This window comes from Sulfitobacter sp. SK011 (assembly GCF_003352065.1).
In the GTDB taxonomy this organism is placed as follows: domain Bacteria; phylum Pseudomonadota; class Alphaproteobacteria; order Rhodobacterales; family Rhodobacteraceae; genus Sulfitobacter.
In genome coordinates, this window is record NZ_CP025803.1 from 85,571 (window position 1) to 112,179 (window position 26,609).

Annotated in this window: 23 protein-coding genes; 15 read left to right on the top strand and 8 right to left on the bottom strand. The window is 55.6% G+C overall.

What is annotated here, in order from left to right; translation table 11 throughout:
- Nucleotides 1-11: 11 nt before the first annotated feature.
- Complete coding sequence (locus C1J02_RS00345; protein ID WP_114876638.1) at nucleotides 12-2,363, bottom strand: FAD-dependent monooxygenase; 2,352 nt, start codon at nucleotides 2,361-2,363, stop codon at nucleotides 12-14.
- Between the two features lie 126 nt (nucleotides 2,364-2,489).
- On the opposite strand from C1J02_RS00345, the gene C1J02_RS00350 reads away from it, so the two are divergent.
- Entirely contained in the window at nucleotides 2,490-2,969 is a 480-nt protein-coding gene (locus C1J02_RS00350) for a MarR family winged helix-turn-helix transcriptional regulator (protein WP_114876639.1), read from the top strand.
- Between the two features lie 17 nt (nucleotides 2,970-2,986).
- On the opposite strand, the gene C1J02_RS00355 is transcribed toward C1J02_RS00350, so the two are convergent.
- From C1J02_RS00355 to C1J02_RS00365, 3 genes are all read right to left on the bottom strand, one after another.
- Complete coding sequence (locus C1J02_RS00355; protein ID WP_114876640.1) at nucleotides 2,987-4,477, bottom strand: heme biosynthesis protein HemY; 1,491 nt, start codon at nucleotides 4,475-4,477, stop codon at nucleotides 2,987-2,989.
- 13 nt (nucleotides 4,478-4,490) lie between these two features.
- On the bottom strand, nucleotides 4,491-5,540 hold the full coding sequence (locus C1J02_RS00360) for a COG4223 family protein (protein WP_254693172.1): 1,050 nt from the start codon (nucleotides 5,538-5,540) through the stop codon (nucleotides 4,491-4,493).
- A 333-nt stretch (nucleotides 5,541-5,873) separates the two neighbouring features.
- Entirely contained in the window at nucleotides 5,874-6,617 is a 744-nt protein-coding gene (locus tag C1J02_RS00365; protein ID WP_162798197.1) for a uroporphyrinogen-III synthase, read from the bottom strand.
- A 42-nt stretch (nucleotides 6,618-6,659) separates the two neighbouring features.
- On the opposite strand from C1J02_RS00365, the gene tsaD reads away from it, so the two are divergent.
- From tsaD to C1J02_RS00390, 5 genes are read left to right on the top strand one after another with little or no spacing between them, the layout of a single operon-like run.
- Entirely contained in the window at nucleotides 6,660-7,751 is a 1,092-nt protein-coding gene (gene tsaD, locus C1J02_RS00370; RefSeq protein WP_114876641.1) for a tRNA (adenosine(37)-N6)-threonylcarbamoyltransferase complex transferase subunit TsaD, read from the top strand.
- The gene (locus C1J02_RS00375; protein ID WP_114876642.1) at nucleotides 7,748-8,701 is read left to right on the top strand and encodes an NAD(P)H-dependent glycerol-3-phosphate dehydrogenase; all 954 of its coding nucleotides are present in this window, start codon (nucleotides 7,748-7,750) and stop codon (nucleotides 8,699-8,701) included. The genes tsaD and C1J02_RS00375 overlap by 4 nt, the downstream gene beginning before the upstream one ends.
- Before the next feature lies 1 nt (nucleotide 8,702).
- Nucleotides 8,703-8,975: a YciI family protein gene (locus C1J02_RS00380; protein WP_114876643.1), complete on the top strand. Its 273-nt coding sequence runs from the start codon at nucleotides 8,703-8,705 to the stop codon at nucleotides 8,973-8,975.
- Nucleotides 8,975-9,394, top strand: coding sequence for an EVE domain-containing protein (locus C1J02_RS00385; RefSeq protein ID WP_114876644.1), 420 nt, complete (start codon nucleotides 8,975-8,977; stop codon nucleotides 9,392-9,394). Before C1J02_RS00380 ends, C1J02_RS00385 begins: the two co-directional genes overlap by 1 nt.
- A 56-nt stretch (nucleotides 9,395-9,450) precedes the next feature.
- The gene (locus tag C1J02_RS00390) at nucleotides 9,451-9,843 is read left to right on the top strand and encodes a DUF1761 domain-containing protein (protein WP_114876645.1); all 393 of its coding nucleotides are present in this window, start codon (nucleotides 9,451-9,453) and stop codon (nucleotides 9,841-9,843) included.
- Between the two features lie 235 nt (nucleotides 9,844-10,078).
- On the opposite strand, the gene C1J02_RS00395 is transcribed toward C1J02_RS00390, so the two are convergent.
- A complete protein-coding gene (locus C1J02_RS00395) occupies nucleotides 10,079-10,420 on the bottom strand; it encodes a DUF2853 family protein (RefSeq protein WP_114876646.1) in 342 nt (113 codons plus the stop codon).
- Nucleotides 10,421-11,057: 637 nt separating this feature from the next.
- Complete coding sequence (gene ahcY / locus C1J02_RS00405) at nucleotides 11,058-12,452, bottom strand: adenosylhomocysteinase (protein WP_114876648.1); 1,395 nt, start codon at nucleotides 12,450-12,452, stop codon at nucleotides 11,058-11,060.
- 173 nt (nucleotides 12,453-12,625) lie between these two features.
- On the opposite strand from ahcY, the gene C1J02_RS00410 reads away from it, so the two are divergent.
- Together C1J02_RS00410 and C1J02_RS00415 are read left to right on the top strand one after the other, a co-directional pair.
- Nucleotides 12,626-13,222, top strand: coding sequence for an HD domain-containing protein (locus tag C1J02_RS00410; protein WP_114880273.1), 597 nt, complete (start codon nucleotides 12,626-12,628; stop codon nucleotides 13,220-13,222).
- Nucleotides 13,219-13,704 (top strand): GNAT family N-acetyltransferase, encoded by a 486-nt coding sequence (locus tag C1J02_RS00415; protein WP_114876649.1) that lies wholly within the window; start codon nucleotides 13,219-13,221, stop codon nucleotides 13,702-13,704. Before C1J02_RS00410 ends, C1J02_RS00415 begins: the two co-directional genes overlap by 4 nt.
- 42 nt (nucleotides 13,705-13,746) lie before the next feature.
- Here the strand turns inward: C1J02_RS00415 and C1J02_RS00420 are convergent, their stop codons facing one another.
- Both C1J02_RS00420 and C1J02_RS00425 read right to left on the bottom strand, forming a co-directional pair.
- A complete protein-coding gene (locus tag C1J02_RS00420) occupies nucleotides 13,747-14,313 on the bottom strand; it encodes an ActR/PrrA/RegA family redox response regulator transcription factor (RefSeq protein WP_114880274.1) in 567 nt (188 codons plus the stop codon).
- 51 nt (nucleotides 14,314-14,364) lie between these two features.
- Nucleotides 14,365-14,976, bottom strand: a complete 612-nt coding sequence (locus C1J02_RS00425; RefSeq protein ID WP_205389893.1) for an SCO family protein — start codon at nucleotides 14,974-14,976, stop codon at nucleotides 14,365-14,367.
- Between the two features lie 99 nt (nucleotides 14,977-15,075).
- On the opposite strand from C1J02_RS00425, the gene regB reads away from it, so the two are divergent.
- From regB to addA, 7 genes are all read left to right on the top strand, one after another.
- The gene (gene regB, locus C1J02_RS00430; protein WP_114876651.1) at nucleotides 15,076-16,461 is read left to right on the top strand and encodes a sensor histidine kinase RegB; all 1,386 of its coding nucleotides are present in this window, start codon (nucleotides 15,076-15,078) and stop codon (nucleotides 16,459-16,461) included.
- A 123-nt stretch (nucleotides 16,462-16,584) separates the two neighbouring features.
- Nucleotides 16,585-18,102, top strand: a complete 1,518-nt coding sequence (locus tag C1J02_RS00435) for a PAS-domain containing protein (RefSeq protein ID WP_254693173.1) — start codon at nucleotides 16,585-16,587, stop codon at nucleotides 18,100-18,102.
- A gap of 57 nt (nucleotides 18,103-18,159) precedes the next feature.
- Nucleotides 18,160-18,627 carry a tRNA (adenosine(37)-N6)-threonylcarbamoyltransferase complex ATPase subunit type 1 TsaE gene (gene tsaE / locus C1J02_RS00440; RefSeq protein ID WP_114876652.1) on the top strand — a complete coding sequence of 156 codons (468 nt, stop codon included), beginning with the start codon at nucleotides 18,160-18,162 and terminating at the stop codon, nucleotides 18,625-18,627.
- Nucleotides 18,624-19,637 carry an aminoglycoside phosphotransferase family protein gene (locus C1J02_RS00445; protein ID WP_114876653.1) on the top strand — a complete coding sequence of 338 codons (1,014 nt, stop codon included), beginning with the start codon at nucleotides 18,624-18,626 and terminating at the stop codon, nucleotides 19,635-19,637. Before tsaE ends, C1J02_RS00445 begins: the two co-directional genes overlap by 4 nt.
- Nucleotides 19,610-20,302 (top strand): nucleotidyltransferase family protein, encoded by a 693-nt coding sequence (locus C1J02_RS00450; RefSeq protein WP_114876654.1) that lies wholly within the window; start codon nucleotides 19,610-19,612, stop codon nucleotides 20,300-20,302. Before C1J02_RS00445 ends, C1J02_RS00450 begins: the two co-directional genes overlap by 28 nt.
- A complete protein-coding gene (gene addB / locus C1J02_RS00455; RefSeq protein ID WP_114880276.1) occupies nucleotides 20,295-23,252 on the top strand; it encodes a double-strand break repair protein AddB in 2,958 nt (985 codons plus the stop codon). Before C1J02_RS00450 ends, addB begins: the two co-directional genes overlap by 8 nt.
- A complete protein-coding gene (addA, locus tag C1J02_RS00460) occupies nucleotides 23,249-26,605 on the top strand; it encodes a double-strand break repair helicase AddA (protein WP_114876655.1) in 3,357 nt (1,118 codons plus the stop codon). Before addB ends, addA begins: the two co-directional genes overlap by 4 nt.
- The last annotated feature ends 4 nt before the right edge of the window (nucleotides 26,606-26,609 follow it).

The window sequence follows — 26,609 nt, forward strand, 5'->3', positions numbered from 1 at the left end:
GGGCAACACCCCTATCCCATTTTTGAATGACGTCCCGGTGCCGCCTTGCGTTGCAGCTCCAACATCTTTTCGCGGTTCTTTTCGGCCTCTCGAAACGCCTGCGCCGCGCCGCTGATGTATTGTTTGGGCCACATCGCCTCGTTACGCGCCCCGTACCAGGCGGCGGCCTGATGGGTGAAGTAGGGGTTTGCCATATGGGTCCGCCCCAGCGCCACAAGATCGGCCCGCCGGGTATGCAGAATCGTGTTGACCTGTGCCGCTTCGGTTACCGCACCGACCGCCATCGTTGCCATGCCGGTTAGATTGCGCACAGCCTCTGCCAAATGGGCCTGAAACATGCGGCCATATGTCGGTTCCTGATCGGGAACAGTCTGGCCCGCTGACACATCAATCAGGTCACAACCCGCCGCCTCAAACGCGTTTGCGATGGCGATGAGGTCCTCTTCGCTCAGACCTCCGTCTTTCCAATCTGTGCCAGAGACCCGCACAGACATGGGCCGCTCTTTAGGCCAGATGGCGCGCATCGCCTCGAACACTTCCAGCGGATAGCGAAGACGGTTTTCGATTGAACCACCATAGTCATCTTCCCGTGTGTTGGTCAGGGGCGACAGGAAGGACGCAAGCAGATATCCATGCGCGCAGTGCAGTTCCAGCATGTCAAATCCGGCGCGCGCCACACGTTCTGTCGCTTGCACAAAGTCGGCCTTGATCGAATCCATATCTGCACGGTCCAACGGCTTTGGCGTACTGCTTTCTCCTGCAAACCATGGCAGGGCTGATGCCGAAACCAGCGGCCAGTTCCGTGATTTATCCGCGATAGGATGGTCCATTTTCTCCCACCCCAGTTGCGTTGATCCCTTGCGCCCGGCATGGCCGAGCTGCATCGCGATCTTGGCCCCGGTGTTGGTGTGGACAAGATCAACTATTTCTTTCCATCCTGCCTCATGCTGATCGGTCCACATGCCGGGGCACCCTTCGGTGATCCGCGCATCGGCAGAGGGGCAGGTCATTTCAACAAAGATCATACCCATGCCACCCATAGCGTGGCTGGCATAATGTATCTTGTGCCAGTCTGTGGGATTGCCGTCAGTATCGGCAGAATACTGCGCCATCGGGGACATGACCACGCGGTTGTCCACTTCCATGTCGCGCAGCTTGAATTTGGCAAACATCGGTGTCGGGCGTGTCTGGCGCAAATCTTCGCCCGTATCGCGCAGGTGACGCGCGTACCATTCATCGTCCACCTTTTGCACAAATTCGGGGTCGCGCACGATCAGGTTGTCATAGGTGATCGACTTGGCCCGGCACATCACGACCATCGCGAATTGATAGGGGTCCATGTCCCATGACCGCGACATATGTTCGAACCACGACAGCGACACATCGGCGTTGTGTTGTGTGATCTGGCAAGGTGTGCGGCGGACGTCGTCATAGACCTGAAATGCCTTTTGCACATCATTTTCGGCGTGGGCGACCAATGCGTCGGACAGCGCGATCGCACATTCCATCGCAAGTTTGGTCCCCGACCCGATTGAAAAATGCGCGCTTGCTTTGGCGTCGCCCAGAATAACGATGTTATCTGTGTACCAGTTTTCACAAAACACCCGTGGGAATTGCCGCCAATGCGATCGGTTCAGCAGCAAGGTGTGACCTTCCAGCTCCTCTGCAAAAATCTCGGCCAGCTTTGCCTTGCTGTCCTCCTCATCCGTTTCCTTGAATCCATGCGCGTGCCAGGTGTCATCATCCATCTCAAACACCCATGTCGAATGACCGGGTTCGTATTGATAGCAATGGGCCACCATTGGGCCGTGTTCGGTCTCGCGGAAGAAATAGTTGAATTCCCCCATTGGCCGCGTTGACCCCATCCAGCAAAAGCGGTTCTTGCGCAGTGTCGTTGAAGGCTGGAAGGCATCGGCGTATTCATTCCGAACCGCCGAATTCACGCCATCACAGGCGATGATCACGTCGCTATCTGCAAAGCGCGTCTTGATCTGGGACGCATCAACACCCGCGCCAAAATGCATTTCAATGCCTTCCTCGCGGCACCGCTGCTGCAACAGCCGCAACAGAGTATGCCGCGACAGCCCACAAAAACCGTTGCCACCGGCACGCATTTCCTCACCCTTGAAATGCACCGCAACGTCATCCCAATGCGCAAATTCATTGCGCATCAGTTCGAACAGGCGTTTGTCCCGACTCAAAAATTCGTCCAGCGTTTCATCCGAGAATACGACACCAAACCCAAAGGTATCATCCGCCTGATTTTGCTCAAACACTTCGATATGCCAATCGGGCTTCGCCTTTTTGGTCAGCAACGCCGAATAGAGGCCGCCGGGGCCGCCGCCAATTGTCGTGATCTTCATGCCGTGAACTCCAGATTTGCGCGGTGAGATGCTTAATATGTGTTATAGCACATATTAAGCATCTGAGTAGCTTTTTGTGCGTAGAAGCCGTAGTGTAGGGTCAGCCCGTTTCTAAAGGACCGCCCAATGCCCGCCGCCCCAGATATCCACGATCATCCAGCTGAGCATTGGCTCGACGATATGGACCCGCCCGAGTTCCTTATCGCGCTGGCGGGTCGGCACATTCAGGAAATGATGAATTCAGTGTTGCGCGGACATGGGCTTAAGCTGGTGGAATGGCGGATACTGGATTGCCTTGCGGCGCAGGAAAACCTCACCATATTTGATCTGGCAGAACGCGCCGTTGTGGACCGCACTGTTGCAAGCCGTCTGGTCGACAGGCTCGCGGATCGGGCGTTGGTCGAAAAGGTCGCGCTCAAGACGGACCGGCGGTTCGCTCAGGTTTCCTTGACCGCCAAAGGTCGCGATGTCCTGAAACTGACCAACCCGGATGTGCATCAGGCCCGCGCAAGGTTGTTTGCTGACATGTCCCCGGATGAGGCGACACAGCTAAGCCGCGCGCTGGAGAAACTCAGTATCAATGCGGCCCACAAACACCTGCGTTAGAGACGGTTTAGAACACCTTACTTCTCGGCGTTATTCGGCTCTTCCTCGGGGGGATCAGTGATCAGCTCGACATCTTCAATGTCGCTTCGCGTTGCGACTTTGGCAGCGCCATCTGCACCCGAGTTATCCTCAATCGCACCAACGATCAGCGGCAACATTTGCACGCCACCCGGCATAGCGACTTCTGACATCGGCGGCGATTTCCACGCCAATGTGTCAAAGCTCTTGCAGTTCTCACAGATCGGTTTCCACTCCGCATGGATGTGCTGACAATTGTCACAAATCCATTGCGGACCGCGCGACACCGTTAGTGCCCGTGCCAACCAGCCCTTCACAATCGTATCTGACGCCCCTTCGCCCCGTTCAATCGCCGCCATCAAGGTGACAGAACGCGCTGTCGGATCAGTTTCAATAAGGTCTCCCAATGCACGCCGCGCTTCGGGGAAATCTTCATTTGCGATGTGCAGTTCAGATAACAGCATGCGGGTTTCTGCGTGATCCAGTTGTGATTTGATCAACGCTTTGAACCGCTTGATTCGCTCCGGCGGTGTTTCGTCCGGCGCAATCGCGGCATAGGCTGCGGCGAGATCCGGATGTGGGTGCACGCTCCATGCCTTTTGCAAAAGACGAGCGGCGTATTTTGGTTTCGACTGCTCAATATAGCTATGAGCAGCCATAACTGCTGCCGGGATCAGATCAGGTGACAGCCTGTTGGCCTCAATCGCTGCTTCGCGGGATTCGATGCTTTTGCCCTCGGCAATCACATCCTTGGCCTCTGAAAGCGCCAGCACTGCATCACGTCGTTTATGCACGTCCCGTGGCAATTGGCCGTTTTTCAGTTTCGCACTCAGGGTCTGCCGCGCGCCGCTCCAATCTTCCTTTGCCGCCTGAAGCTGCAACAGAATATCACCGGTTTCCGCGTGCTTAGGCTTAAGCGCAAATGCCCGTTCGGCCAGCTTGAGCGCTGTTTCCGTATCCCCAGCCGCCAGTTTTTGTTTCATGATCCCACGCACGCCCACAAACCGGGTGGATTCGTCTTCAACCAGCTTGCGATAGGTTTCTTCGGCCTTGCGGCTATCACCGGCCAGTTCAGCTGCCTGTGCTGTCAACAGATTGGTCAGTGCAGGCTTGTTGAGATATTTGTCGGCCTTCGCCGCCTTTGACATCGCAACCCGTCCTTCACCGCTGGCCAACGCCATAAGGCCCTCTGAAAGCGCTTCAAACCCCTTCTTTTCACGGTTCCGGTCGAAATAACGCGACAATGCGGTCTCATCACCGTTCAGGAATTTCCAAGTCGCCACCAAGAGCGAAAATATCTTGAGAAGCAGCCAAACGCCGATCATCAACAGGATCACGGCGATGACGGATTGGAGCGGGCCAAAACTATATTCCGTACCCATAACAGTCACTTGAATGCCGCCTTGGCTTTCCAACAGGGACCCTGCACCCCAGGCCAACAGCGCAACAACAGCGACAAACAGAACGATCTTGATCAATGACCACAGCATAAATTCAGGTTCCTTAGTTTGCCGTCAGGCGTTGTGACAGGTCTTCGGCGGCAGATTCAGCCGCTTGTCTGGCGCGTGCGTCAGCCAGCCAAACGTCCATCGCGCTTTGTGAATTCTCAGGCAGCGTATCAAGTTCCGCCAAAGCGTCGATCAACCGGCCATCACGCACGGCGGCCTCGGCACGTGACAAAACGGCATCCGGATCGGTGCCTTCACGCGGGGCCACGGAACGTGCGCCCAACTGGCGCCGCAAAAAGCCGCCTACACCGCCGGTGTCTTCATCGTTGCCACTTGCGCGCGCCGTTGACAGTGCTGCACGCGCCGCGTCAGGAAACCGCGTCTGCAGATTGATTAAGGTAACCACACCATTGTCGGCATTATCTGCAAGGGCAGGCGGGACATCATCCAGACCGTTCGCCTGCAGATCGGCGAGCGCAGATGCGTAGGGCTTACCGCCATTTATCGCGGCCGTGATCCGTGTCAGTGCGGCCTGCAACGTTGCGCTGCGCGCCGCCTCGGCTGTCGCTTCTTCCACACTCAGCGCGTTATTGAGCAACCCTTCAATCTCTGAACGCTGCTCTTCGACCGACGCCTGCAGTGCCGCCAGTTCACGTTCATAAGCGGCAACCGCAGCCTCCGATGATCCGCCGGTAATGGGTCGCTTTTCAACCTCGGTCAGGCGGGCATCCAATGCGCCAAGCGCCTCTGACAAAGAGGCAACTTCGGATGTCAGGCCGTCCAATTCTGGAAATTCGATTTGCGGCACCATCGGTTCAGCGCTCTGAAGCTCAGCGATCTGCGCCTGTTGTTCACTTAGCAAAGCGCGCAAATCACCTGTGTCCCCGCGCGTGCCGAGCATGTTCATCTCTGAGGCAAGAAACCCAAGGGCGGCGGCCAACCCACCACCGATCAACAGAGGCCAAAAGACGCTGCCAGATTTTTCTGCCTCCGGCTTGGTGGTCACGACCGGGGCCGGTTTCGCCTCGGCCCTCGCTGGCGGGGATGATTTGCTGCCCTCAGGTGCAGGTTTTTCTGTTGGCTTAGAGTCTGAAGGCTTGTTCACAGCCTTTTCCAATCCCGCTGCCGGTGACTCTTTTGGCTCAGGTGCCGGTGTTTTTGCAGGTTCCGGGGACGCCTTGGAAACGGTCTGAGTCGCTGTTTTTTCAGGCAATGGCTGCTTTGTTGCCGCTTTCGAAGCTGTGGAGCCGGTAGAAGGTTTTGATCTGGCTGTCTTCGGCACTGATCCAGTCTTTTTGGTTGCCTCATCGCCGGTTTTGCCTGCTGCAGCAGCAGCTGTCGACGCTGGTTTTTTCGCTTTAGCCACTCTGTCACCCTTCCGATTCTGACCATCAAGATCAGTTTGACCTGACAACCTTACCCGGCATCCCTGCCCCCCTCAAGCTAAGCTGGTGCCCTGCAGTATCTTTTCAACAGCGCAAAGCATTTCTTTACCCGTCGGCTCTGCCACCACCATGACACTTTCGATACCCGCCATCTGACAGCAGTCCGCCACTGCATCACTGATGGCCACAACGCTGACATTATGCAACTTCGGTGCCCTCTCAATGAAATGCGCCGCCGAACGTGGTGAAAAAAGGGGAACCAGAATGCGCCCTTCCCCCTCAAACAACGCAAGTGCCTGTGCAGAAAGATCTACAGGATTTTGATCATAAAGGGTCTGAACGTCTGTTTTGATGCCCAGCCCGGTCAACCGCGCCGCAATATCACCCCGTCGATGCCGGCCTGCCAAATGCAGCAACGGCCCGATGGGGAGTGTTCTGGCAAGCTCTGCGATCAGGTTTTCCGCGTTTTGTTCTGTTGCGGCAATCGTCCATCCCGCTGCCTTTGCACGCTCTGCTGTCATGTTTCCGACGCAATAGGCAGGCCGTTGGTTTCCGTTCGGGGCCAAAGCAACCGCATTGGACGACGTAAAGACGACCCCGGCATAGGGCGATAGGTCAACCTGAGCGCCAGTCGGGACAATCTCAAGCAGTGGCGAGACGATGATTGTGACACTTTGCTGGATGTCTTCTGCCAAACGCCCCACAAATCGGGTCGCGCTGGCAAGGGGTCGGGTGATCAAAAGCGAAGGTCGGGTCATGGCTTCACCGTCATATCCTGCGTTGGCATTGTTTGCCATGGGTTGCAGTGTTACCTGCGAAAGGCAAATCGGAGAACACAGATGCCTCAGGCAGTGACCATATTGGGAATAGAAAGCAGTTGCGATGACACTGCCGCCGCGCTGGTCCGGGTGGGGGCAAATGGTCATGCATCCGTTTTGTCATCGGTTGTTGCGGATCAGACTGACCTGCATGCGGCATTTGGGGGCGTGGTTCCTGAAATCGCGGCGCGCGCGCATGCAGAAAAGCTCGATTTGTGCATTGAACAGGCTCTAATGCAGGGAAAGATGCAGCTGTCTGATATTGATGCAATCGCTGTAACGGCGGGGCCTGGTTTGATTGGAGGCGTTATTTCTGGCGTGATGTGTGCCAAAGGCCTGTCACTCGCCACCGGAAAACCGCTTTATGGCGTAAATCATCTGGCAGGGCACGCGTTGACACCGCGACTTACCGATAACGTGCCGTACCCCTATTTGATGCTGTTGGTTTCCGGCGGTCACTGTCAGTTTCTCATCGTACACGGGCCGCATAAATTTGAACGTCTGGGCGGCACAATTGACGATGCTCCGGGCGAAGCGTTTGACAAGATTGCGCGCCTGATTGGATTGTCGCAACCCGGCGGGCCCGCGATTGAACATGCCGCCAGACAAGGCGACCCAAAGCGGTTCAAATTTCCCCGACCGCTTTTGGATCGCGACGGGTGTGATATGTCGTTTTCCGGTCTGAAAACCGCCGTTCTGCGGACCCGCGATGCCATTATCGCTGAACGCGGCGGATTGACCGGGCAAGACCAGTCAGATCTGGCTGCCGGATTTCAGGCCGCTGTCGTTGACGTGTTGGTCGAGAAGACACGTCGTGCCTTTCAATCCTATCCACCCGATGTCAGCCGCACCCTTTGCGTTGCGGGTGGTGTCGCGGCAAATCATGCCATTCGGTCAGGGTTAGAGACTGTCTCGGCAGAACAAAATGCATCATTCGTTGCGCCCCCTTTGTCATTGTGCACCGACAACGCCGCAATGATCGCCTATGCTGCTGCTGAACAGCGCGGCACGGGCGATGCAGATGATCTGACCCTGTCTGCCCGCCCGCGGTGGCCATTGGATATGTCGCAGCCTGCGATGCTGGGCAGTGGCAAGAAGGGAGCGAAGGCATGAAGGTCTCAGTGTTGGGCGCTGGCGCTTTTGGCACCGCGCTTGCCATTTCACTGGCACGCAAGGGCCCTGTTACTCTCTGGGCGCGGGATCTGGGCACCATGGCCAGTGACCGCGAAAACACCCTGCGCCTGCCGGGATGCGGGTTTCCCGATGCGCTGCGGGTCACCGACAACATTGATGACGCATGTCAGGCCGAAATTTTGCTGATTGCTGTGCCAATGCAGAAGCTGCGCAGATTTCTCAGCGACAATAGTGTCAGAATGGCTACAAAACGCCTCGTCGCCTGTTGTAAGGGGATCGAACTGTCGACCGGTGTCGGGCCAGTGAATGTTATTCAGGATACCATTCCGTCGGCCACCGCCGCGATTTTGACCGGCCCAAGCTTCGCGGCTGACATTGCGCGCGGTCTGCCGACCGCCCTGACGCTTGCATGCGCGGATGATGCCGTCGGCGCAGAGATGCAACAGGCTCTAACAACGGCAAATGTCCGTATTTACCGCACAACAGACACCGTCGGTGCCGAACTTGGTGGCGCGTTAAAGAACGTGATTGCAATTGCCTGTGGTGCGGCAATTGGGGCGGGCCTTGGCGAAAGTGCACGCGCCGCTTTGATGACACGGGGTTTTGCCGAGATGCAGAGACTCGCAGCCCATCTGAAAGCAGATCCAGCCACCCTATCCGGCCTTTCGGGGTTTGGGGATCTGACGTTGACATGCACCTCTGAACAATCCCGCAACTATCGGCTGGGTCTGTCATTGGGCAAAGACATCCCTTTTGATCCGACCACCACCGTCGAAGGGGCCGCCACCGCGCATGCAGTTCACGCTTTGGCCGAGAAATCAGGGTTGGACATGCCGATCACAGCCGCAGTTGCGGGATTGCTGGACAACAGGCTAAATGTACAAGACGCCATGAAATCACTGCTGACCCGCCCCCTAAAGGAAGAATGATATGCTTGTTGCCCTAATCGCAAAAGACAAACCCGGCGCACAGGCGATCCGGTCCGAAAACCGACCGGCACACCTGGATTACCTGAAATCAACTGATCTGGTTGCTCAGGCGGGGCCGTTGCTGGATGCGGATGGGGGCATGATCGGATCCCTGATCATTCTTGATGTCGCTGACTTGGCTGCGGCGCAGGCCTGGGCTGACAATGACCCTTACGCAAAGGCGGGTTTGTTTGGATCAGTTGATCTGATCCATTGGAACCGGGTTATCGGCTGATGGCTTATTGGTTGTTCAAGTCAGAACCCAGCACCTGGGGCTGGGATGACCAGGTCGCCAAAGGTGACACCGGCGAGGAATGGGATGGGGTCCGCAACTATCAGGCACGCAATTTCATGCGCGACATGGCGGTTGGTGATCGGGGTTTCTTTTATCATTCACAGACCGAAAAGGCCGTCGTGGGCATTGTCGAAGTGGTTGCGACCGCCCATCCGGACAGCACAACCGATGACGCACGTTGGGAATGTGTGGATATCAAGGCGGTGCGCGGTTTTGAGAAACCTGTGACGCTTGATCAGATCAAGGCCGATGAACGCCTGGCTGAAATGACCCTGGTCAGAAATTCGCGCCTGTCGGTCCAGCCGGTTAGCTCTGCAGAATGGCAGATCATTTGCGCGATGGGCGATACGAAACCGTAGGCGAAACTGATATTTCGGCTCATACTCCGTTCAGTTACTGAATAGAGGAGAGAAAAATGGGATTTCTAGCAGTCATCATTGCGGCGGCGGCAGGTTTTGGGTTTGGGGCCGTCTGGTACATGGCATTGGCAAATCCATGGATGGAAGCCGCAGGCATCACCGCAGGGCCAGATGGTAAACCGATGGGGGATTCGCCCACACCCTATATCATGGCCGCACTTGCCATGCTGCTTGTCGCCGGGATGATGCGGCATTCTTTCGCTCTGTCAGGCATTGATACGTTGGGCAAGGGATTGGTGTCTGGCCTCGGGATCGGCCTTTTTTTCATCAGCCCTTGGATCATGATCAATAATGGATATGGCGGTCGCCCATTCAAGCTGACGTTGATTGATGGTGGCTATGCCACTTTCGGGTGCGCCATTATCGGACTGGTTCTGACATTCTTTTGAGGGGCTAAGAGATACGAAAAAAGGGTTCTGGCACCCCGCCAGAACCCTTTCTCACCCCGTGTGCTCCCAAGACCACCACACACGTATCTGAAATCTGTTCTGGCCGTACTGGCCTGTTGGTTCTTGATACCAAAGGTGGCGGCGTCTCGCAACAAAACTGTATTTCAAAACCGCTCTAAAAACGAAACGCCCGCTTAACCAAGCGGGCGCTAAGGTCTTGGTAACTAAGGCTAGATTATCCGTAAACAGATTCTTTTCCAAAGTGCTTGGTCAGCATGTAATAGATCACCGCGCGGTATTTGTTGCGCTCTGACTGGCCATATGTCTCGACAGCCTTATGGATGCCTTCCATCAGGTTTGGACCATCGGTCATTCCCAATTTCTTAATAAGGAAATTGTTCTTGACCAGTTCAAGCTCGCTTGCCTGACCTGCCGCAACAGTTTGCGCGTCTGCGTTATAAATTGACGGGCCACAACCGATTGTCACCTTCGTCAGCAAATCCATGTCCGGCGTCATGCCACATTTGTTTTTCAGATCTTCCGCGTATTTTGCGATCCACTCATCCCGTTTGCCCATATGAAATCCTCCACCTGTCTGGCGTTGCCGCCCATTAAATCAAAAAGCCCCCTCCGGCGCTCCCATGGGACACTAACGGCTCTTTTTACAGTCACAAAGGGAAAATTCCTCGATTTCTCCCCCCTGTGGAAGCAGAATTTAACAACAACTTAGAGAAATCCTTCTTGTTGTCACATTCCGGCCAACTTCTGCCTGTTTCTTCTGATGGTAGTACAATCATCCAATGAACCACTTAGAGGCGACGATGACCGGAAACAAACATGGATTTGAAGAGCGTCTCAAACGCATTCAAAGCAAAGGTGCTGGCGCGCAATTGGTCCACAGTGGCGCCGCACAAATGGCTCCATCAATGCAACCAACCCTGCCCAAGGCCGAGATACCAAGGTCATTCAAGTTGCTTTTGCTTAGTCTGGGTCTTGTCATATCGGGTGCGTTAGGCGTCGTATTGGTTGTCTAATCCGTTGTCATAAAGGTTATTGAAGTGCCAACATCACGAATAGGCGCTTCGGGCGGCGGCGATGCCGGGCCGCTTTCTAATCATGCTGAGATGCGATTTTTCGGCCGCTCGACCCCGCGAGCCACCCGAATTGATCGGGTGGCTGTCAATACATGAGGCGGGCTAACTGGTTCGAGAGGCCTAGTAGCGATAATGCTCTGGCTTGAACGGGCCATCGGGCGACACGCCGATATAGGCGGCCTGCTCAGTGTCCAGTTTGCTCAATTTCACGCCAATGCGATCAAGATGCAAACGCGCAACCTTTTCATCCAGATGCTTGGGCAGAATGTAAACGCCGGGTTTGTATTCGTTGCCCTTGGTCCACAATTCAATCTGCGCCAATACCTGATTGGTAAAGGATGCTGACATCACAAATGACGGATGCCCCGTGGCGTTACCAAGGTTCAGCAAACGTCCCTCGGACAACAGGATCAACCGATTGCCATTTGGCATTTCGATCATGTCCACCTGTTCCTTGATGTTGGTCCACTTATGGTTCTTCAACGCCGCAACCTGAATTTCGTTGTCGAAGTGGCCGATATTGCCAACAATCGCCATGTCCTTCATCTCGCGCATGTGCTCGATGCGGATCACGTCCTTGTTGCCGGTGGTGGTGATAAAGATGTCGGCGGTGGCCACTGCATCTTCCAGCAACACCACTTCAAAACCATCCATCGCGGCCTGCAGGGCACAGATCGGGTCAACTTCCGTCACTTTCACCCGTGCGCCGGCACCTTTGAGTGACGCCGCTGACCCTTTGCCTACGTCGCCATATCCCATCACGACCGCAACTTTGCCCGCCATCATGGTGTCCGTGGCCCGGCGGATGCCGTCAACCAGCGATTCCTTACAGCCGTATTTGTTGTCGAACTTGGACTTGGTCACGGAATCATTCACGTTGATCGCCGGGAATGGCAGCTGGTTCTGCTTGAACAGCTCATAAAGACGATGCACGCCCGTTGTCGTTTCTTCGGACACACCCTGGATCATCTCGCGCTGCTTGGTGAACCAGCCAGGGCTTGCCGCCATGCGCTTTTTGATCTGTGCAAAAATCGCTTCTTCTTCTTCCGATTTCGGAACTGCGATCAACGCGTCTTCACCTGCTTCGACACGTGCGCCCAGCAAGACATAAAGCGTCGCATCCCCGCCGTCGTCCAGGATCATGTTCGCGCCGCCTTCTTTGAAAAAGAACGTGCGGTCCTGATAATCCCAATGGTCGACCAAAGACTGGCCTTTGATCGCAAACACAGGCACGCCGCTGGCCGCGATTGCCGCCGCTGCGTGATCTTGCGTCGAGAATATATTGCACGAGGCCCAGCGCACTTCAGCGCCCAGCGCCACCAGCGTTTCAATCAAAACAGCCGTTTGAATCGTCATGTGCAAAGAACCGGCAATGCGCGCGCCTTTAAGCGGCTTTTTCTCACCGTATTCTTCGCGCAGCGCCATCAAACCGGGCATTTCCGTTTCGGCAATGTCCAGTTCCTTGCGGCCATACCCAGCAAGATTGATGTCTTTTACAATATAGTCGTTGGCCATCTGGCACCTCATTCACAAGCTTTGAGCGCCGCGTATCATCTTTGGCCTAAGTTCTCAACGTCTGTTCGTTTTCCGTTTGCAGGATCAAGTTCAGTCGAAATGTGGGTTCCATGATCGCCAACTTCATGGGAAGAACAACGCGGTTCAACACCGTCATATTTGGAGTTCGCGACATGGCGCAACAACCCCGCGCATGGCAACGCATGTTATCGGGTCGCAGGCTGGATTTGCTTGATCCGACACCCGTTGACATCGAAATTGATGATATTGCGCATGGATTGGCCTTTGTCGCGCGCTGGAACGGCCAAACTCATGGTGATTTTGCGTATTCTGTCGCGGAACATTCGCTGCTGGTTGAAACGATATTTTCCCGGATTGACCCACGCGCCCCAGCCAAATGGCGGCTTGCTGCGCTTTTGCATGACGCGCCGGAATATGTGATTGGCGATATGATTTCGCCCGTCAAGGCCGCCGTTGGCCCAGGATACGGTGCGCTGGATGACCGGCTTTCAGCGGCTATTCACATCCGGTTTGGTCTGCCTGCTGCGATACCTGCTGCAGTCAAAAAGCAGATCAAGAAAGCCGACAAGATCAGCGCATGGATGGAGGCGACCCAGATTGCTGGGTTTTCCGAAACTGAATCGAGCAAGTTTTTTGGCAAACCCGACCTCGCGCTGATGCAGGGGTTGGACATCGTGCTGCGCGCGCCCGTGGCAACCCGCAGTGCATTTACTGCGCGGCATGCCGAGCTTCTAAGCCAGATTTCATGATCACTGTACGGTGCCCAATTACCCTCGACACGGCGGATATGGCGCGTCTGTTGAACGAAATTATCAGTGCCGGCGGTACCACCGCGATGGCCCGGCCCGTCACTGGACAGGACCTTGCCGAATGGATCGCGCATGATCCAGACCACAGCGCCTGGTATGTTGCCGTTGATGGCGCTGAACGCATTGTGGGTTTCCAATGGATTGAGCCGGCCAAATATTTACCGCGCGAAGCCGCCGAAATTGCCACCTTTGTTCAAATCGGGCAAACCGGCCTTGGAATCGGATCCGCGCTTTTTACCGCGACGTGCAAGGCGGCCAAGGCGCTTGGCTATGTCTGGATAAACGCCAACATCCGTGCCGATAACGAGGGTGGTTTGATTTATTATCAAAGCCGTGGGTTTCAGGATTATCGGGTGATCGAAGGCCACAAAATGGCCGATGGTCAGATCGTCGACAAACGGTTGAAGCGTTTCGATTTGTGATCGGCGCGCGCACCGACGTGATACCGACGTAGTACAGACGCGTTACTGAGGGGACCGCTTTGCCAATATCCGCTGCAGCGTCCGCCGGTGCATGTTCAGTCGCCGCGCGGTTTCCGAGACGTTCCTGTCGCACAATTCATAGACCCGTTGAATGTGTTCCCACCGGACACGATCCGCGCTCATTGGGTTTTCGGGGGGCGGGGGCATATCCCCTTCGGGGGCCAGCAATGCGTTGGTGATGTCATTGGCGTCAGCCGGTTTTGACAGGTAATCTGTCGCACCGATCTTAACCGCCGCCACAGCCGTCGCAATGGCACCGTACCCCGTCAAAACAACGACGCGGGCATCTTCACGCTTGTCCCGCAACACCTCAACCACGTCCAGCCCGTTGCCGTCCTCAAGACGCAGATCAACAACGGCATAGGCGGGTGGGCGCGCCGTTGCGATGGCACGTCCCGCTGCAACGGAACCGGCTGTTTCGACTTCAAAACCACGCTTTTCCATGGCTTTGGCCAACCGGCGCAGAAACGGTTCATCGTCATCAACAAGCAAAAGAGTTTTGTCTGGCCCCAAGTTTCGGCTGTCTTGTTTCACCTCGAATTCCCTCATGCTCATCATTTGCTTGTCAATATGGGGCGCACCCCAGCGCAGGTCAAACCTTCACATGTTATTGATGAAACAACCGATCTTGTCGGCCATTTCCTCCGGGGTCACTTCGCGACGAAAATATTCGACAAAGCCAACCTCTGGCAGGACAAGATAGCTGAATGTTGAATGATCAACGAGGTATTCATCGTCCACAGCCTCGTGAGCCTTGTAATATGTCCGATAAGTATTGCTTGCGGCCTTTATCTGTTCTGACGATCCGGTCAGACCGATCATTTTTGGGTGCATGTTGGAGGCAAAATCACCCACCACCTCGGGCGTGTCACGCGCAGGGTCGATTGAAATGAACACCGGCGTCACGCTTTGCCCGCGTTCCTCAAGAATATCAACAGCGCTGGCATTGCGGTCAACATCCAGCGGGCAAACATCCGGGCAATAGGTGTAGCCAAAATAGATCAACGTAGGTTCTGTTATCACATCCGCGTCAGTGACTGTCTGGCCGTTGCTGTCAAGCAATTCGAACGGGCCGCCAAGGTCACCGCCCGCAACCGCTGACGAACGACACTGTGCAAACTGGTCGCCACTTTGGCGTTGTGAGAACCAGACCATGCCGGCCAAAAATAGGGCTGTGACTGCAACAGCGGAAATAGCGACTATGCGTTTCATCATATCCTCCTGTGCCCAATGGCGCTCTTGATTAGGGGTCTATGCAGACCTACGCTACAGTTCGTTTGATGCAATAGCCAACAGATCAAAGGTGCGTTCATGACGCAGGGACATATTCGACCCCTCGGCGCGCGCACGCGGGCCAATTGGATCAGGTTACGCACCATGATCCTGCTGCGCTGGGTGGCAATCACCGGCCAGTTCATCGCCATTACCATTGCCCCGCTTGTGTACGGGCTGCAACTGGAGCTTGGCCTTTGTTATCTGGCAATTGGTGTGTCCGTTATCGGCAATCTGGTCGCAACCTTTGTGTTTCCTGAAAACAAACGACTGACCGAGCAAGAGAATCTTGCAATGGTCTTGTTTGACCTTCTGCAGCTCGCCTTTCTGCTTTTTCTTACCGGGGGGCTGCACAACCCCTTTGCACTTTTGATGCTTGGCCCGGTCACGATTTCGGCAACCGCGCTCAGTTTGCGTTCCACACTGTTGATGTGTGCAATTGCCATTATTGCGGTGTCGTTCCTGGCCGTCTCACATTTGCCTTTGACCACCGAAACAGGCGAGGTTTTGCGGATACCGCAGGTTTTTGTATTTGGTCATTGGATCGCGCTGCTGATTGGGATTGTGTTTACCAGCGCTTATTCCCGTCGTGTTACATCCGAAATTCATTCGATGGGCGACGCGTTGGCCGCCACGCAGATGGCGCTGGCGCGTGAGCAAAAGTTGACGGATTTAGGCGGGGTGGTTGCCGCCGCCGCGCATGAACTGGGCACGCCCCTGGCCACCATCAAACTGACCAGCACTGAATTGCTCGGCGACCTTGCCGATCTGCCCGAACTTGCAGAAGACGCAGCGCTTATTCGCGACCAAGCCGACAGGTGTCGGGACATCCTGCGCGATATGGGCCGCAGTGGCAAAGACGACCTCCACCTGCGACACGCCCCTTTAGAAGCCGTTGTTTTTGAAGCGGCAGAACCTCATCTTTACCGCGACAAGCAAGTCCATTTTAACCACCATTCGGATGATGAGGCCCGGCCAAATCCACCGACAATATTGCGCAAACCAGAAATCATTCACGGGTTGCGGAACCTGATCCAGAATGGGGTTGATTTTGCCGATCACAATGTCTGGATTGAAACGGATTGGACCGACAAGGACGTGTCCGTGCGGATCATGGATGATGGTCGCGGTTATCCGGCGCACATACTTGGCCGTATCGGGGATCCTTTTATGAGACGCGGCTCCGCTTTGCGGGCAAAGGGCGAACGACCCGAATACGAAGGGATGGGCTTGGGCCTTTTCATCGCAAAGACGTTGCTTGAACGGTCTGGCGCAACATTGAGGTTTGCCAATGGATTTGACGAACGGCACAAGGGACAAGCAACGGGTGCCGTGGTCGAAGTAAGCTGGCCACGCAGCACAATTGCTGCCCGCGACGGCGATGACCCGGTTCCATTGGGTCAAAATCGACGCATCCCTGTCTGAGTCTGGACCTATCTTGCCGCACTGACGTGTTGCGCCGAAGGGGCACTCGTTTTCCTTCGTTAATGGCCTGTTAACCTCAAACGTTAACACTTGGTCACTTCTAACCCTGTGAAGGAAGCAATTGTGCTTGAACTGTCAGATGTGATCGTGGTGCTGAGCGTATCTGTGCTGTCAGCGGCCTGCGCTGTTTGGTTTCTGCAACGCCCCAAGGCATCCCAAATGCGGCCCTTTGCAGAACCGGATGAGCCTATGTCGCTGCTTTTTGATGGCGGGGTTTTGCATCACGGAACAAATGCTGCGCTGGCTGAGCTTGCACTGCAACCGGGAGCCCATGGGTGGAATGATCTGCGCGATACCCTTGTCCCTCGGTTTCCGGGATTTTCCGATCTTCCGGGTGCCGGGGCGCATGGCCGTGTGACAATACACGCGTCTGATAACCGCACGCCCGATCGCCTGGAGGTTTCGTGGCGAGGACCACTTTGCTGGGTCACGCTCGCGAAGGGCAGACCGCAAAATGATAAAGCCAAAAATCAATCAGACACGAAAGAGTTGATCAACCTGCGCCGCGCCAGCGCATCCCTGCCAAATCCCGTCTGGCAAGAAGACTCGTCTGGCAAGGTCTTTTGGTACAACCCCGCCTATGCCGCTCTTTTCCAACTGGCGCATGGGGGCCCGGTTGACCCCGAAATACGGCTGTTCTCAGAAGGTGATCAGGATGCGCCCAAGCGCGTTTCGTTGCGCACCGAAGCTGAGGAACAACCTGACTGGTACGAGCTGTCCGTGATCTGTGTGGACGGCGTGACCGTTTTTCATGCTACCTGCATCAATGCAGTGGTTTCAGCAGAAAATGCGCAACGAAACTTTGTGCAAACGCTCGCCAAAACATTCGCCCATCTATCCATCGGGCTGGCCATCTTTGACCGCAACGGCCAACTGGCGCTCTTTAATCCGGCCCTTGTTGATCTCACTGGTTTGCCCGCGCATTTTCTAAGCGCACGACCAACAATGCTGTCGTTCTTTGACCGGTTGCGCGAAAATCGCCGGATGCCTGAACCCAAGAATTATCTAAACTGGCGGCAAGAGATTGCTGATGTCATCGCCGCAGCAACCGATGGCAGGTATCAAGAAACATGGTCCCTGGAAACCGGCCAGACCTATAGCGTCAAAGGGCGCCCCCACCCCGATGGCGCGACTGCTTTTTTGATCGAAGACATCAGCGCCGAAGTGACCCTGACCCGCAATTTTCGCGCTGAACTTGAGTTGGGCCAATCTTTGCTGGACACGCTTGATGATGGTTTGGCTGTGTTTTCGGCAAGTGGGATACTTACCTTCAGCAACGCCGCATACAATACGTTGTGGCAACAAAAGCCTGACGTTGCTTTTGCTGATGTTACGATCCTTGACTGCATATCTGTTTGGCAAGCCGGATCAGAGAAAAACCCGCTTTGGCACAAGGTCGAAGACTATATCGGTGCCTTTGGTGAGCGAGAAGAATGGAATATGCCGATCATCCTAAACGACGGTGGGCTTGTCACCTGCCAGCTTGTTCCGATTTCGTCGGGGGCGACATTATTGCGTTTTCGGGTGCAATCAAAGATGCAGAAACACGCCCTTGATCTGGCTGAGAATTCTGCGGACTGACGCCACTTTTTGCCTGTTTCGCCTTGCGAAGGGTGCCAGCGCCGCTAAGCATATGCCATGCCCAAATGTACGCTAACCCTTTCCGATCCTGATGACACATCCCAACGGGCCGCAGAATTGGGGCGCTCTTTGGTTGCAGGGGACGTTGTCTTGCTAAGCGGCGACGTCGGAGCAGGAAAAACTCATTTCGCGCGATCGTTGATCCAGTCATTGCTCAAAGAACCTCAGGACATCCCATCACCGACTTTTACGCTGGTGCAAACCTATGACACCATCAGGGGCGAGGTTTGGCATGCTGATCTGTATCGCATCACGTCAGCCAATGAAGTGGAAGAGTTGGGGGTGGTCGATGCCTTTGACAGTGCGATCTGTCTGATTGAATGGCCAGACAGATTGGGTTCTTTGCTACCTGCCTCCGCGCTGACCATTGAACTGGTCGCCGGATCAGACGAAAACGCGCGGACATTGACGGCGCATTGGCACGATGAAAAGTGGCCTGCCAAGCTGTCCGGTTGGCAATCATGAGGTCACGTGCGACCCAAGCCAACGAATTCATCGCACGCTCTGGCTGGGGCCAGAGCCGCAGCACTTTGTTGGCCGGCGATGCCTCTAACCGCCGCTATGATCGCCTTACCTCACCCACGGGCGCAACGGTGATATTCATGGATGCCCCCCCGAACCGGGGCGAGGATGTGCGCCCATTCGTGCGCATCGCGGAATATCTTTTGGCAATCGGCCTGAGCGCACCAAAGATATTGAACAAGGACCCTGACGCGGGGTTTCTGTTGATCGAAGATTTGGGCGACGCCCTTTTTGCGCGCATGATGGCGGCAGACTCGAAACAAGAAAGCATGCTTTATCGTGCGGCAACGGATGTTTTGATCGATCTGCACAGAGCCGAGCCCCTGAGCCTGCCAATATGCGATGCTGGCTGGCTGACCGACATGACCGAACCTGCATTTGAATGGTATTCAGGCGGATCAACCGATCAAATCATGCAGCACTTTCGAGATGTTTTTCATCCACTGGCCGCCCGGTTGGACGTGGCCCAAAAGGTTGTCATCCTTCGCGACTACCATGCAGAAAACCTGCTGTGGCTGCCTGAGCGTGAGGGTGCGGCGAACGTTGGATTGCTGGACTTTCAGGATGCATTACTTGGCCATCCCGCATACGATATGGTGTCAATCCTGCAAGACGCACGGCGGGATGTAGCGCCGGAGATTGAGGCTGAAATGATCGGACATTATCTGAATAATACAGGTGCAGATGAAGCTGAGTTTCGAGCGGCCTATGCGCTGCTTGGGGTGCAGCGCAATCTGCGTATCTTGGGCATATTTGCGCGGCTTTGCCTGCGCGACGGCAAGCCGCATTATGTCGATCTGATCCCGCGGGTCTGGGGTTACATTGTGCGCAACCTGACACATCCTGAACTTGCGCCATTGGCCGCATTTATTGAAACCGCCCTGCCCTATCCAACCCAAGATCATCTGGAGCATCTGAAAAGCCAATGCGCGACCATCCCAACGCCATCATGATGTTTGCTGCGGGCTTTGGCACGCGGATGAAGCACCTGACAAAAGACCAGCCAAAACCGATGATCCCGGTGGCCGGAAAGCCGCTGATTGACCATGCATTGGCATTGGCTCGTGCGGCGAACTGCGATCCTATTGTGGCGAACCTTCATTACAAACCTGACCTTCTGAACCAGCACCTGCAAAGCCAAGGTATTGTCACGGTTCTGGAACAGCCAGATATCCTCGAAACGGGGGGCGGGCTGCGCAATGCGCTGCCCAGGCTCGGCGATGGTCCGGTCTATACCATAAACACCGATGCGATCTGGGCAGGGCCAAACCCTTTGTTGGAACTGGCGGCCGCTTGGAAACCGGATGAGATGGACGCACTGTTGATGTGTGTCCCGCCGACCCATGCCGTCGGGTATGAAGGCAAAGGTGATTTCTCAATCGCGGAAAACGGCAAACTGAAACGGGGGACCGATGTGATTTATGTCGGCGTCCAGATCATCAAGACTGACCGCCTTGACCAGATGAAAGAAGGCGCGTTTTCGCTGAACCTGCTTTGGGATGACATGCTAAAAAACGAGCGGCTCTACGGCCTGCGCTATGAGGGGAAGTGGTGCGATGTTGGTCATCCAGCAGGGATAGCCCTTGCTGAGACGTTGCTGGCAGATGCCGATGTTTGACCAAAGTGACATGCCGCGCGTCTTTGGGTTGGCACCGGGCGTCGATTTTCCAGCGGCTCTGGTTCAGGGGCTGCGGACACGACTTGAGGGTCAGCCACCCGATGCGATGGCCCGTGTTGATTTGATTGTGAACACCAATCGAATGGCCCGTCGTCTGCGGGATATCTTTGATGACGGAGCGCCGGGATTTCTGCCGCGCGTTCGGCTGGTGACGGATCTTGATACGCTGGTGCCGGGGATCACATTGCCACCTGCGACATCATCGCTTCGCCGGCGGTTGGAGCTGGTCCAACTGGTGTCGAAATTGATCACCGCGGACCCCACGCTTGCGCCGCGATCGTCGCTTTATGCATTGTCTGATAGTCTGGCGAACCTAATCGACGAAATGCAGGGTGAAGGGGTTGCCGCATCCGCTGTCGCTGAATTGGATGTCAGCGATCAGTCGGGTCATTGGGAACGGGCGCAACGATTTCTGACCATCGCGCAAAACTATCTCGATCAAACAGAAGGCCAGCCAGATAAAGAAGCGCGGCAAAGGCAACTGGTCAGCCGCATCATTGCGCATTGGGAGGTGAAACCACCAACCAACCCGGTGATCCTGGCAGGTTCTACCGGGTCGCGGGGAACGACGTCGATGTTGATGCAGGCGGTGGCGAAGCTTCCGCAAGGGGCGATCATTCTGCCGGGTTTTGATTTTGACCTGCCCACCAAGGTCTGGGCGGCGCTGGATCAGGAATTGTTATCCGAGGACCACCCCCAATATCGCTTTGGACATATCATGCGGGCCCTTGATCTGCCCCGTGCTGGGATTGAGGAATGGACACCGACAAAGCCGCCATCGCCTGACCGCAACGCCTTGATTTCCCTGTCATTGCGCCCTGCTCCGGTGACACACGCATGGCTGACCGAGGGCCCAAAGCTGGAGGGGCTGGAGACAGCAACCGCCAATCTGACCTTGGTCGAGGCACCAACCCCGCGCATTGAGGCGCTCGCCATTGCCCTGCGTTTGCGCAAGGCGGTTGAAGACGGCAAGACCGCAGCCCTGATTACACCGGATCGGATGTTGACGCGGCAAGTAACCTCGGCCTTGGATCAGTGGGATATCCTACCTGACGACAGCGCAGGCACACCGCTTCAGCTTTCTCCGCCCGGGCGTTTCTTGCGCCATGTTGCAGCTCTGTTTGTCAGACGGCTGGATGCCGAGGCGCTGTTGACGCTTCTGAAACATCCGCTGACCCACAGCGATGCCAGCCGCAATGAACATCAACTCAACACCCAACGGCTTGAGATGCAGATCAGGCGGGATGGGTTGCCTTATGTCGACGCCGAAGGCTTGTCCCGGATCGCTGCGAAAGCGGCAGACAAACAATCAGACCCTGCTGATTTTCTGGCCTGGGCGGATTGGGTTGCGGAAACCTTTACCGGCCATGATGGCCGGGGTGACAAAAAGCTAACAGAATGGGTTGCTGATCATTTGAAGCTTGCCAATGCGGTTGCAGCAGGTCGATCAAAAACCGCGGATCACGAATTGTGGAATCTCAAGGCCGGGGAAAAGGCGCAAGAAGTCATGGCTGACCTCGCAGCGCAGGCCGAGCATGGCGGGGAAATGGCCGCATCTGATTACGCTGACATTGTTGGGGCATTGCTTGCGACAGGTGAAGTGCGCGACCGCGATGCACCGCATCCCGACATCATGATCTGGGGTACATTGGAAGCGCGCGTTCAGGGTGCTGATTTGGTGATTATGGGTGGTTTGAATGATGGCACCTGGCCTGAAGCACCACCCCCAGACCCGTGGCTTAACCGGCAGATGCGGCTCAAGGTGGGGCTGCTTTTACCTGAGCGGCGCATTGGCCTTTCTGCGCATGATTATCAACAGGCGATTGCCGCGCCAGAAGTGTGGTTGACCCGCGCCATCCGGTCGGATGAAGCGGAAACAGTGCCGTCCAGATGGCTGAACCGGTTGGGCAACCTGTTGAATGGCCTGCCGAAAAACGGTGGCCCCGACGCATGGGAGTCGATGCAGACCCGCGGTTCTAAATGGCTGGACCAAGTGCGCGCCCTCGAAGCGATCCAAAGGACGCCTGCCGCCATTCGACCGTCACCGCGACCGCCAAGGTCCGCACGCCCGCATGGGCTTTCGGTGACTGAAATCAAACGCCTGATCCGTGACCCCTATGCGATCTATGCGAAACACACTTTGCGATTGCGGACTGTCAATCCATTGGTGCAATCGCCCGACGCGCCGGTGCGCGGCATCATCCTGCACATGGTGATGGAACGTTTTGTGAAATCGATTTCTGCGGACCCTGCCCGCTTGACCAAAGAGCACCTCATGGAAATAGCTGCCGAGGTGCTGTTGGTTGAGGCACCCTGGCCCGCCGCGCGGCTGATGTGGATGGCGCGAATCGAACGCGTTGCGGATTGGTTCATCGAAAATGAAAAGCGGCGACAAGGCTATTCCAGCCCGGTCGCGTTTGAGAAAGGCGCGCGTGGAAGCCATGTGTTTGCTGATCTGGGGTTCACGCTGACCGGATATGCCGACAGGATTGATGTAACCGATGATGGCGATGCTTTGATCTATGACTATAAAACTGGCACACCTCCGTCGAAGAAAGAACAGCGGTTTTTCGATAAGCAATTGCTGATCGAGGCGGCGATGGTCGAAGAGGGTGGGTTCAAAGAGGTCGGTGCCGTTTCGGTGGCCCATGCTGCTTTCATCGGGTTGGGTGCAAAACCCGTCGAAATTGCCGCGCCGCTGGAAGAAGAACCGCCCGTTGAAGTGCTGCGTGGGTTGCACGAATTGATATCAAAATACCTTGATGAAACCCAAGGCTTCACTGCGCGACGGCTCGTCAAAACCGAAGAGGCTGCAGGCGACTATGACCAGCTTGCGCGCTTTGGCGAATGGGACGGTACGACAGATCCGACGCCAGAGGATCTGACATGACCGCGCGTTTTGATGATGCCACCCGCGCACAGATTGATGCCGCGCGTCCTGATGCGTCAACCTGGCTGACGGCAAATGCAGGGTCGGGCAAAACGCGGGTTCTGACGGATCGGGTTGCGCGGCTGTTGCTGGACAAGGTCGAGCCGCAGCAAATCTTGTGCCTGACCTATACCAAGGCCGCCGCGTCAGAGATGCAAAACCGGTTGTTCAAGCGATTGGGCGAATGGGCGATGCTTGATGACGAGGCGCTGCGGATATCGTTGGCCGATCTTGGGATTACTGACATCCTTGCGCCAGACAGGCTTCGCGATGCACGCACCCTTTTTGCGCGCGCAATCGAGACACCGGGCGGGTTGAAAATTCAGACGATCCACTCTTTTTGTGCATCTCTCCTGCGCCGCTTTCCACTTGAAGCCGGGGTTAATCCGCAATTTTCCGAGATTGAGGATCGTGCCGCTGACCTGCTGCGCGCCGAAATCGTCGATAGTATGGCTGAGGGCAGTCAGTCGCAGCTGATCGCTGATGTCGCACGGCATTACATTGGCGAGGATTTTTCCAAACTGACCCGGAGCATCGTGACCCAAAGGGACGCTTTTCTTCAACCACTCACCGTACCTGATACTCTGGCGCTATTTGATCAGCCACCGGATCTGACTTGGGAGAAAATCGAAGCGGCGGTCTTTGACGGCAATGAACAGGACCTGATCACACAGATGATCCCGCATTTGCTTGCGAAAGGCGGCAATGACCTTAGGGCCGGGGAAACACTTGGTGCCGTGTCAAAATTCGATATGTCTGCGCTGCCCACTTTAGAGAAAGTGTTTTTGACCGGTAGTGGTGCAAACGCGCCTTTTACTGCGAAAATCGGCAGCTTTCCGACCAAACCGACACAGGGCGTCATTGCGTATCTGATGGCCGATCTTGACGCGCTTATGCAACGCGTCGAAGACGCCCGCGAGGCACGACTTGCGCTATTGGCGGCCGAAAAATCTGCCGTTCTGCACCGGTTCGCCCATGCGTTTTTGATACACTACGAAGCGCAGAAACAACTGCGCGGATGGTTGGATTTTGATGATTTGATCCTCAAGACCCGTGCGCTTTTGACCGACAAGGCCGTTGCGGCGTGGGTTCTTTACCGCATCGACGGTGGTATTGATCACATTCTTGTTGATGAGGCTCAGGATACGTCCCCACGCCAATGGGATGTTGTCGAAAAGCTGACGGATGAGTTTTACCGAGGTGCAGGCGCACGCGAAGATGTTCAGCGGACGCTGTTTGTCGTTGGGGACAAAAAACAATCCATCTATTCGTTCCAAGGTGCCGATCCGCGTGAATTTGACCGCAAGAGCGCCATTTTCGAACGCACAATCACAGATGCCGGGCAGATGTTTCAGCACCGCAGTCTTGATTATTCCTTTCGATCTTCCAGCGCGATCTTACGGATGGTGGATACGGCGCTGGATTCTCGGGTTCAGCCGGGATTTGACAAAGAGACCCTGCACAAACCCTTCAAATCTGATTTGCCGGGGCGTGTCGATCTATGGCCTTTGGTTGAAAGATCTGCGACTGACGATGATCATGTTTGGACGGACCCCGTTGATCGACGCAGTGCACAGCATCACACGGTAATTCTGGCCGAACAGATCGCCGCAAAGATCAAGGAGTTGACCATCGGAGAACATTTCATCCCCGATGACAGACAGGCCAATGGAGCCCTTTACAAACGCCGAATCCAGCCTGGCGATTTTCTGATACTGGTGCAACGTCGGTCCCCGTTGTTTTCCGAAATTATCCGCGCGTGTAAGGCAGCCGACCTGCCAATTGCTGGCGCAGACCGGCTTAAGGTGGGTGCGGAACTGGCTGTCAAAGACCTGGCCGCCCTATTGTCATTTCTGACCACCCCGGACGACGACCTCGCCTTGGCGACCGCGCTCAAATCGCCCTTGTTCGGATGGGGCGAGCAAAGCCTTTTCGACCTCACACACCGCAGAACCGAGGAGCGTGTTTGGCAATCTTTGCGAAAGCGGGTTGAGGAGTTCCCTGAAACGATTGCCGTGCTGCGCGACTTGCGTGCACAGGTCGATTTTCTGCGGCCCTACGATTTGATCGAACGGATTCTTACCCGACATGATGGGCGCGCCAAACTATTGGCGCGGTTGGGGCCAGAGGCAGAGGATGGCATAAACGCAATGCTGACGCAGGCGTTGGCCTATGAGCGCAATAATGTACCCAGCCTGACCGAGTTTCTGGAATGGATGCAGACCGACGATCTTGAGATCAAGCGCCAGATCGACGCGTCATCTAACCAGATCAGGGTGATGACAGTTCATGGCGCAAAAGGGCTTGAAGCGCCGATTGTGATTCTGCCGGATACGGGCAGACGGGACATCACGATCAAAGATGAGATCATCAAGATGGAGGGCGTTCCGGTCTGGAAAGTTAGCATCGACGAAATGCCCAGCGCCATGAGGCACAGCGTCGAGGGTATGAAATCCTCACAATTTGAGGAACGGTTGCGGCTGCTCTATGTCGCGATGACCCGCGCCGAAAAATGGCTGATTGTTGCGGCGGCGGGCGACCTGTCAAAAGACAGTAATTCCTGGTATCAAATCACGCAGGCGGCAATGAGCCACGTGAACGGCGTACCCGTAGGAACAGAGGGCGCTGTCAGGTTTGAAGAAGGCGATTGGGACGGATTGCCAGTTGGCGGAACACCGCAGAGTACCGCAGATCAGCCTGTGTTAGAGCCTGTTTTCCTTCAACCAGCCCCGATGATCGTCGAAATGCCAAAGACATTATCGCCCTCTGAATTAGGGGGTGCCAAGGCGCTACCGGGGGAGGATGGCGCAGATCAGGAAACGGCAAAATCTTACGGATCCCTGGTACATCTGCTGCTCGAACATGCACATGACCCGATTGGGCATGGCGGCGCTGGTGTTGACCCGGGCGTTTTGGCAAATGCTCAACGTGAGGCTAGTGCCGTGTTAAAGGCACCCAATCTTTCGCACATCTTTGGCTCCGACACTCTGGCCGAAGTCGCTGTCACAGGAACAATTGGTACCCTTCGTGTTCACGGCACAATTGACCGCCTGCTTGTTTCAGAAAACACCATCCTTGCCGTCGATTTCAAAACCAACCGGGTTGTCCCCCAAAGTCCGGAAGCATGTCCCGAAGGGCTTCTCCGGCAAATGGGGGCCTATGCGCATGTCCTGGCTCAGATTTATCCAAAGCATGAAATCCGAACCGCTATTCTGTGGACCACCTGTCAGGAGCTGATGGTATTGCCCCACAATATTGTGACATCGGCGCTTGAACGCTCGCCATATCTTGACGACGCGGGCGTGGGTTCTTAGGTTC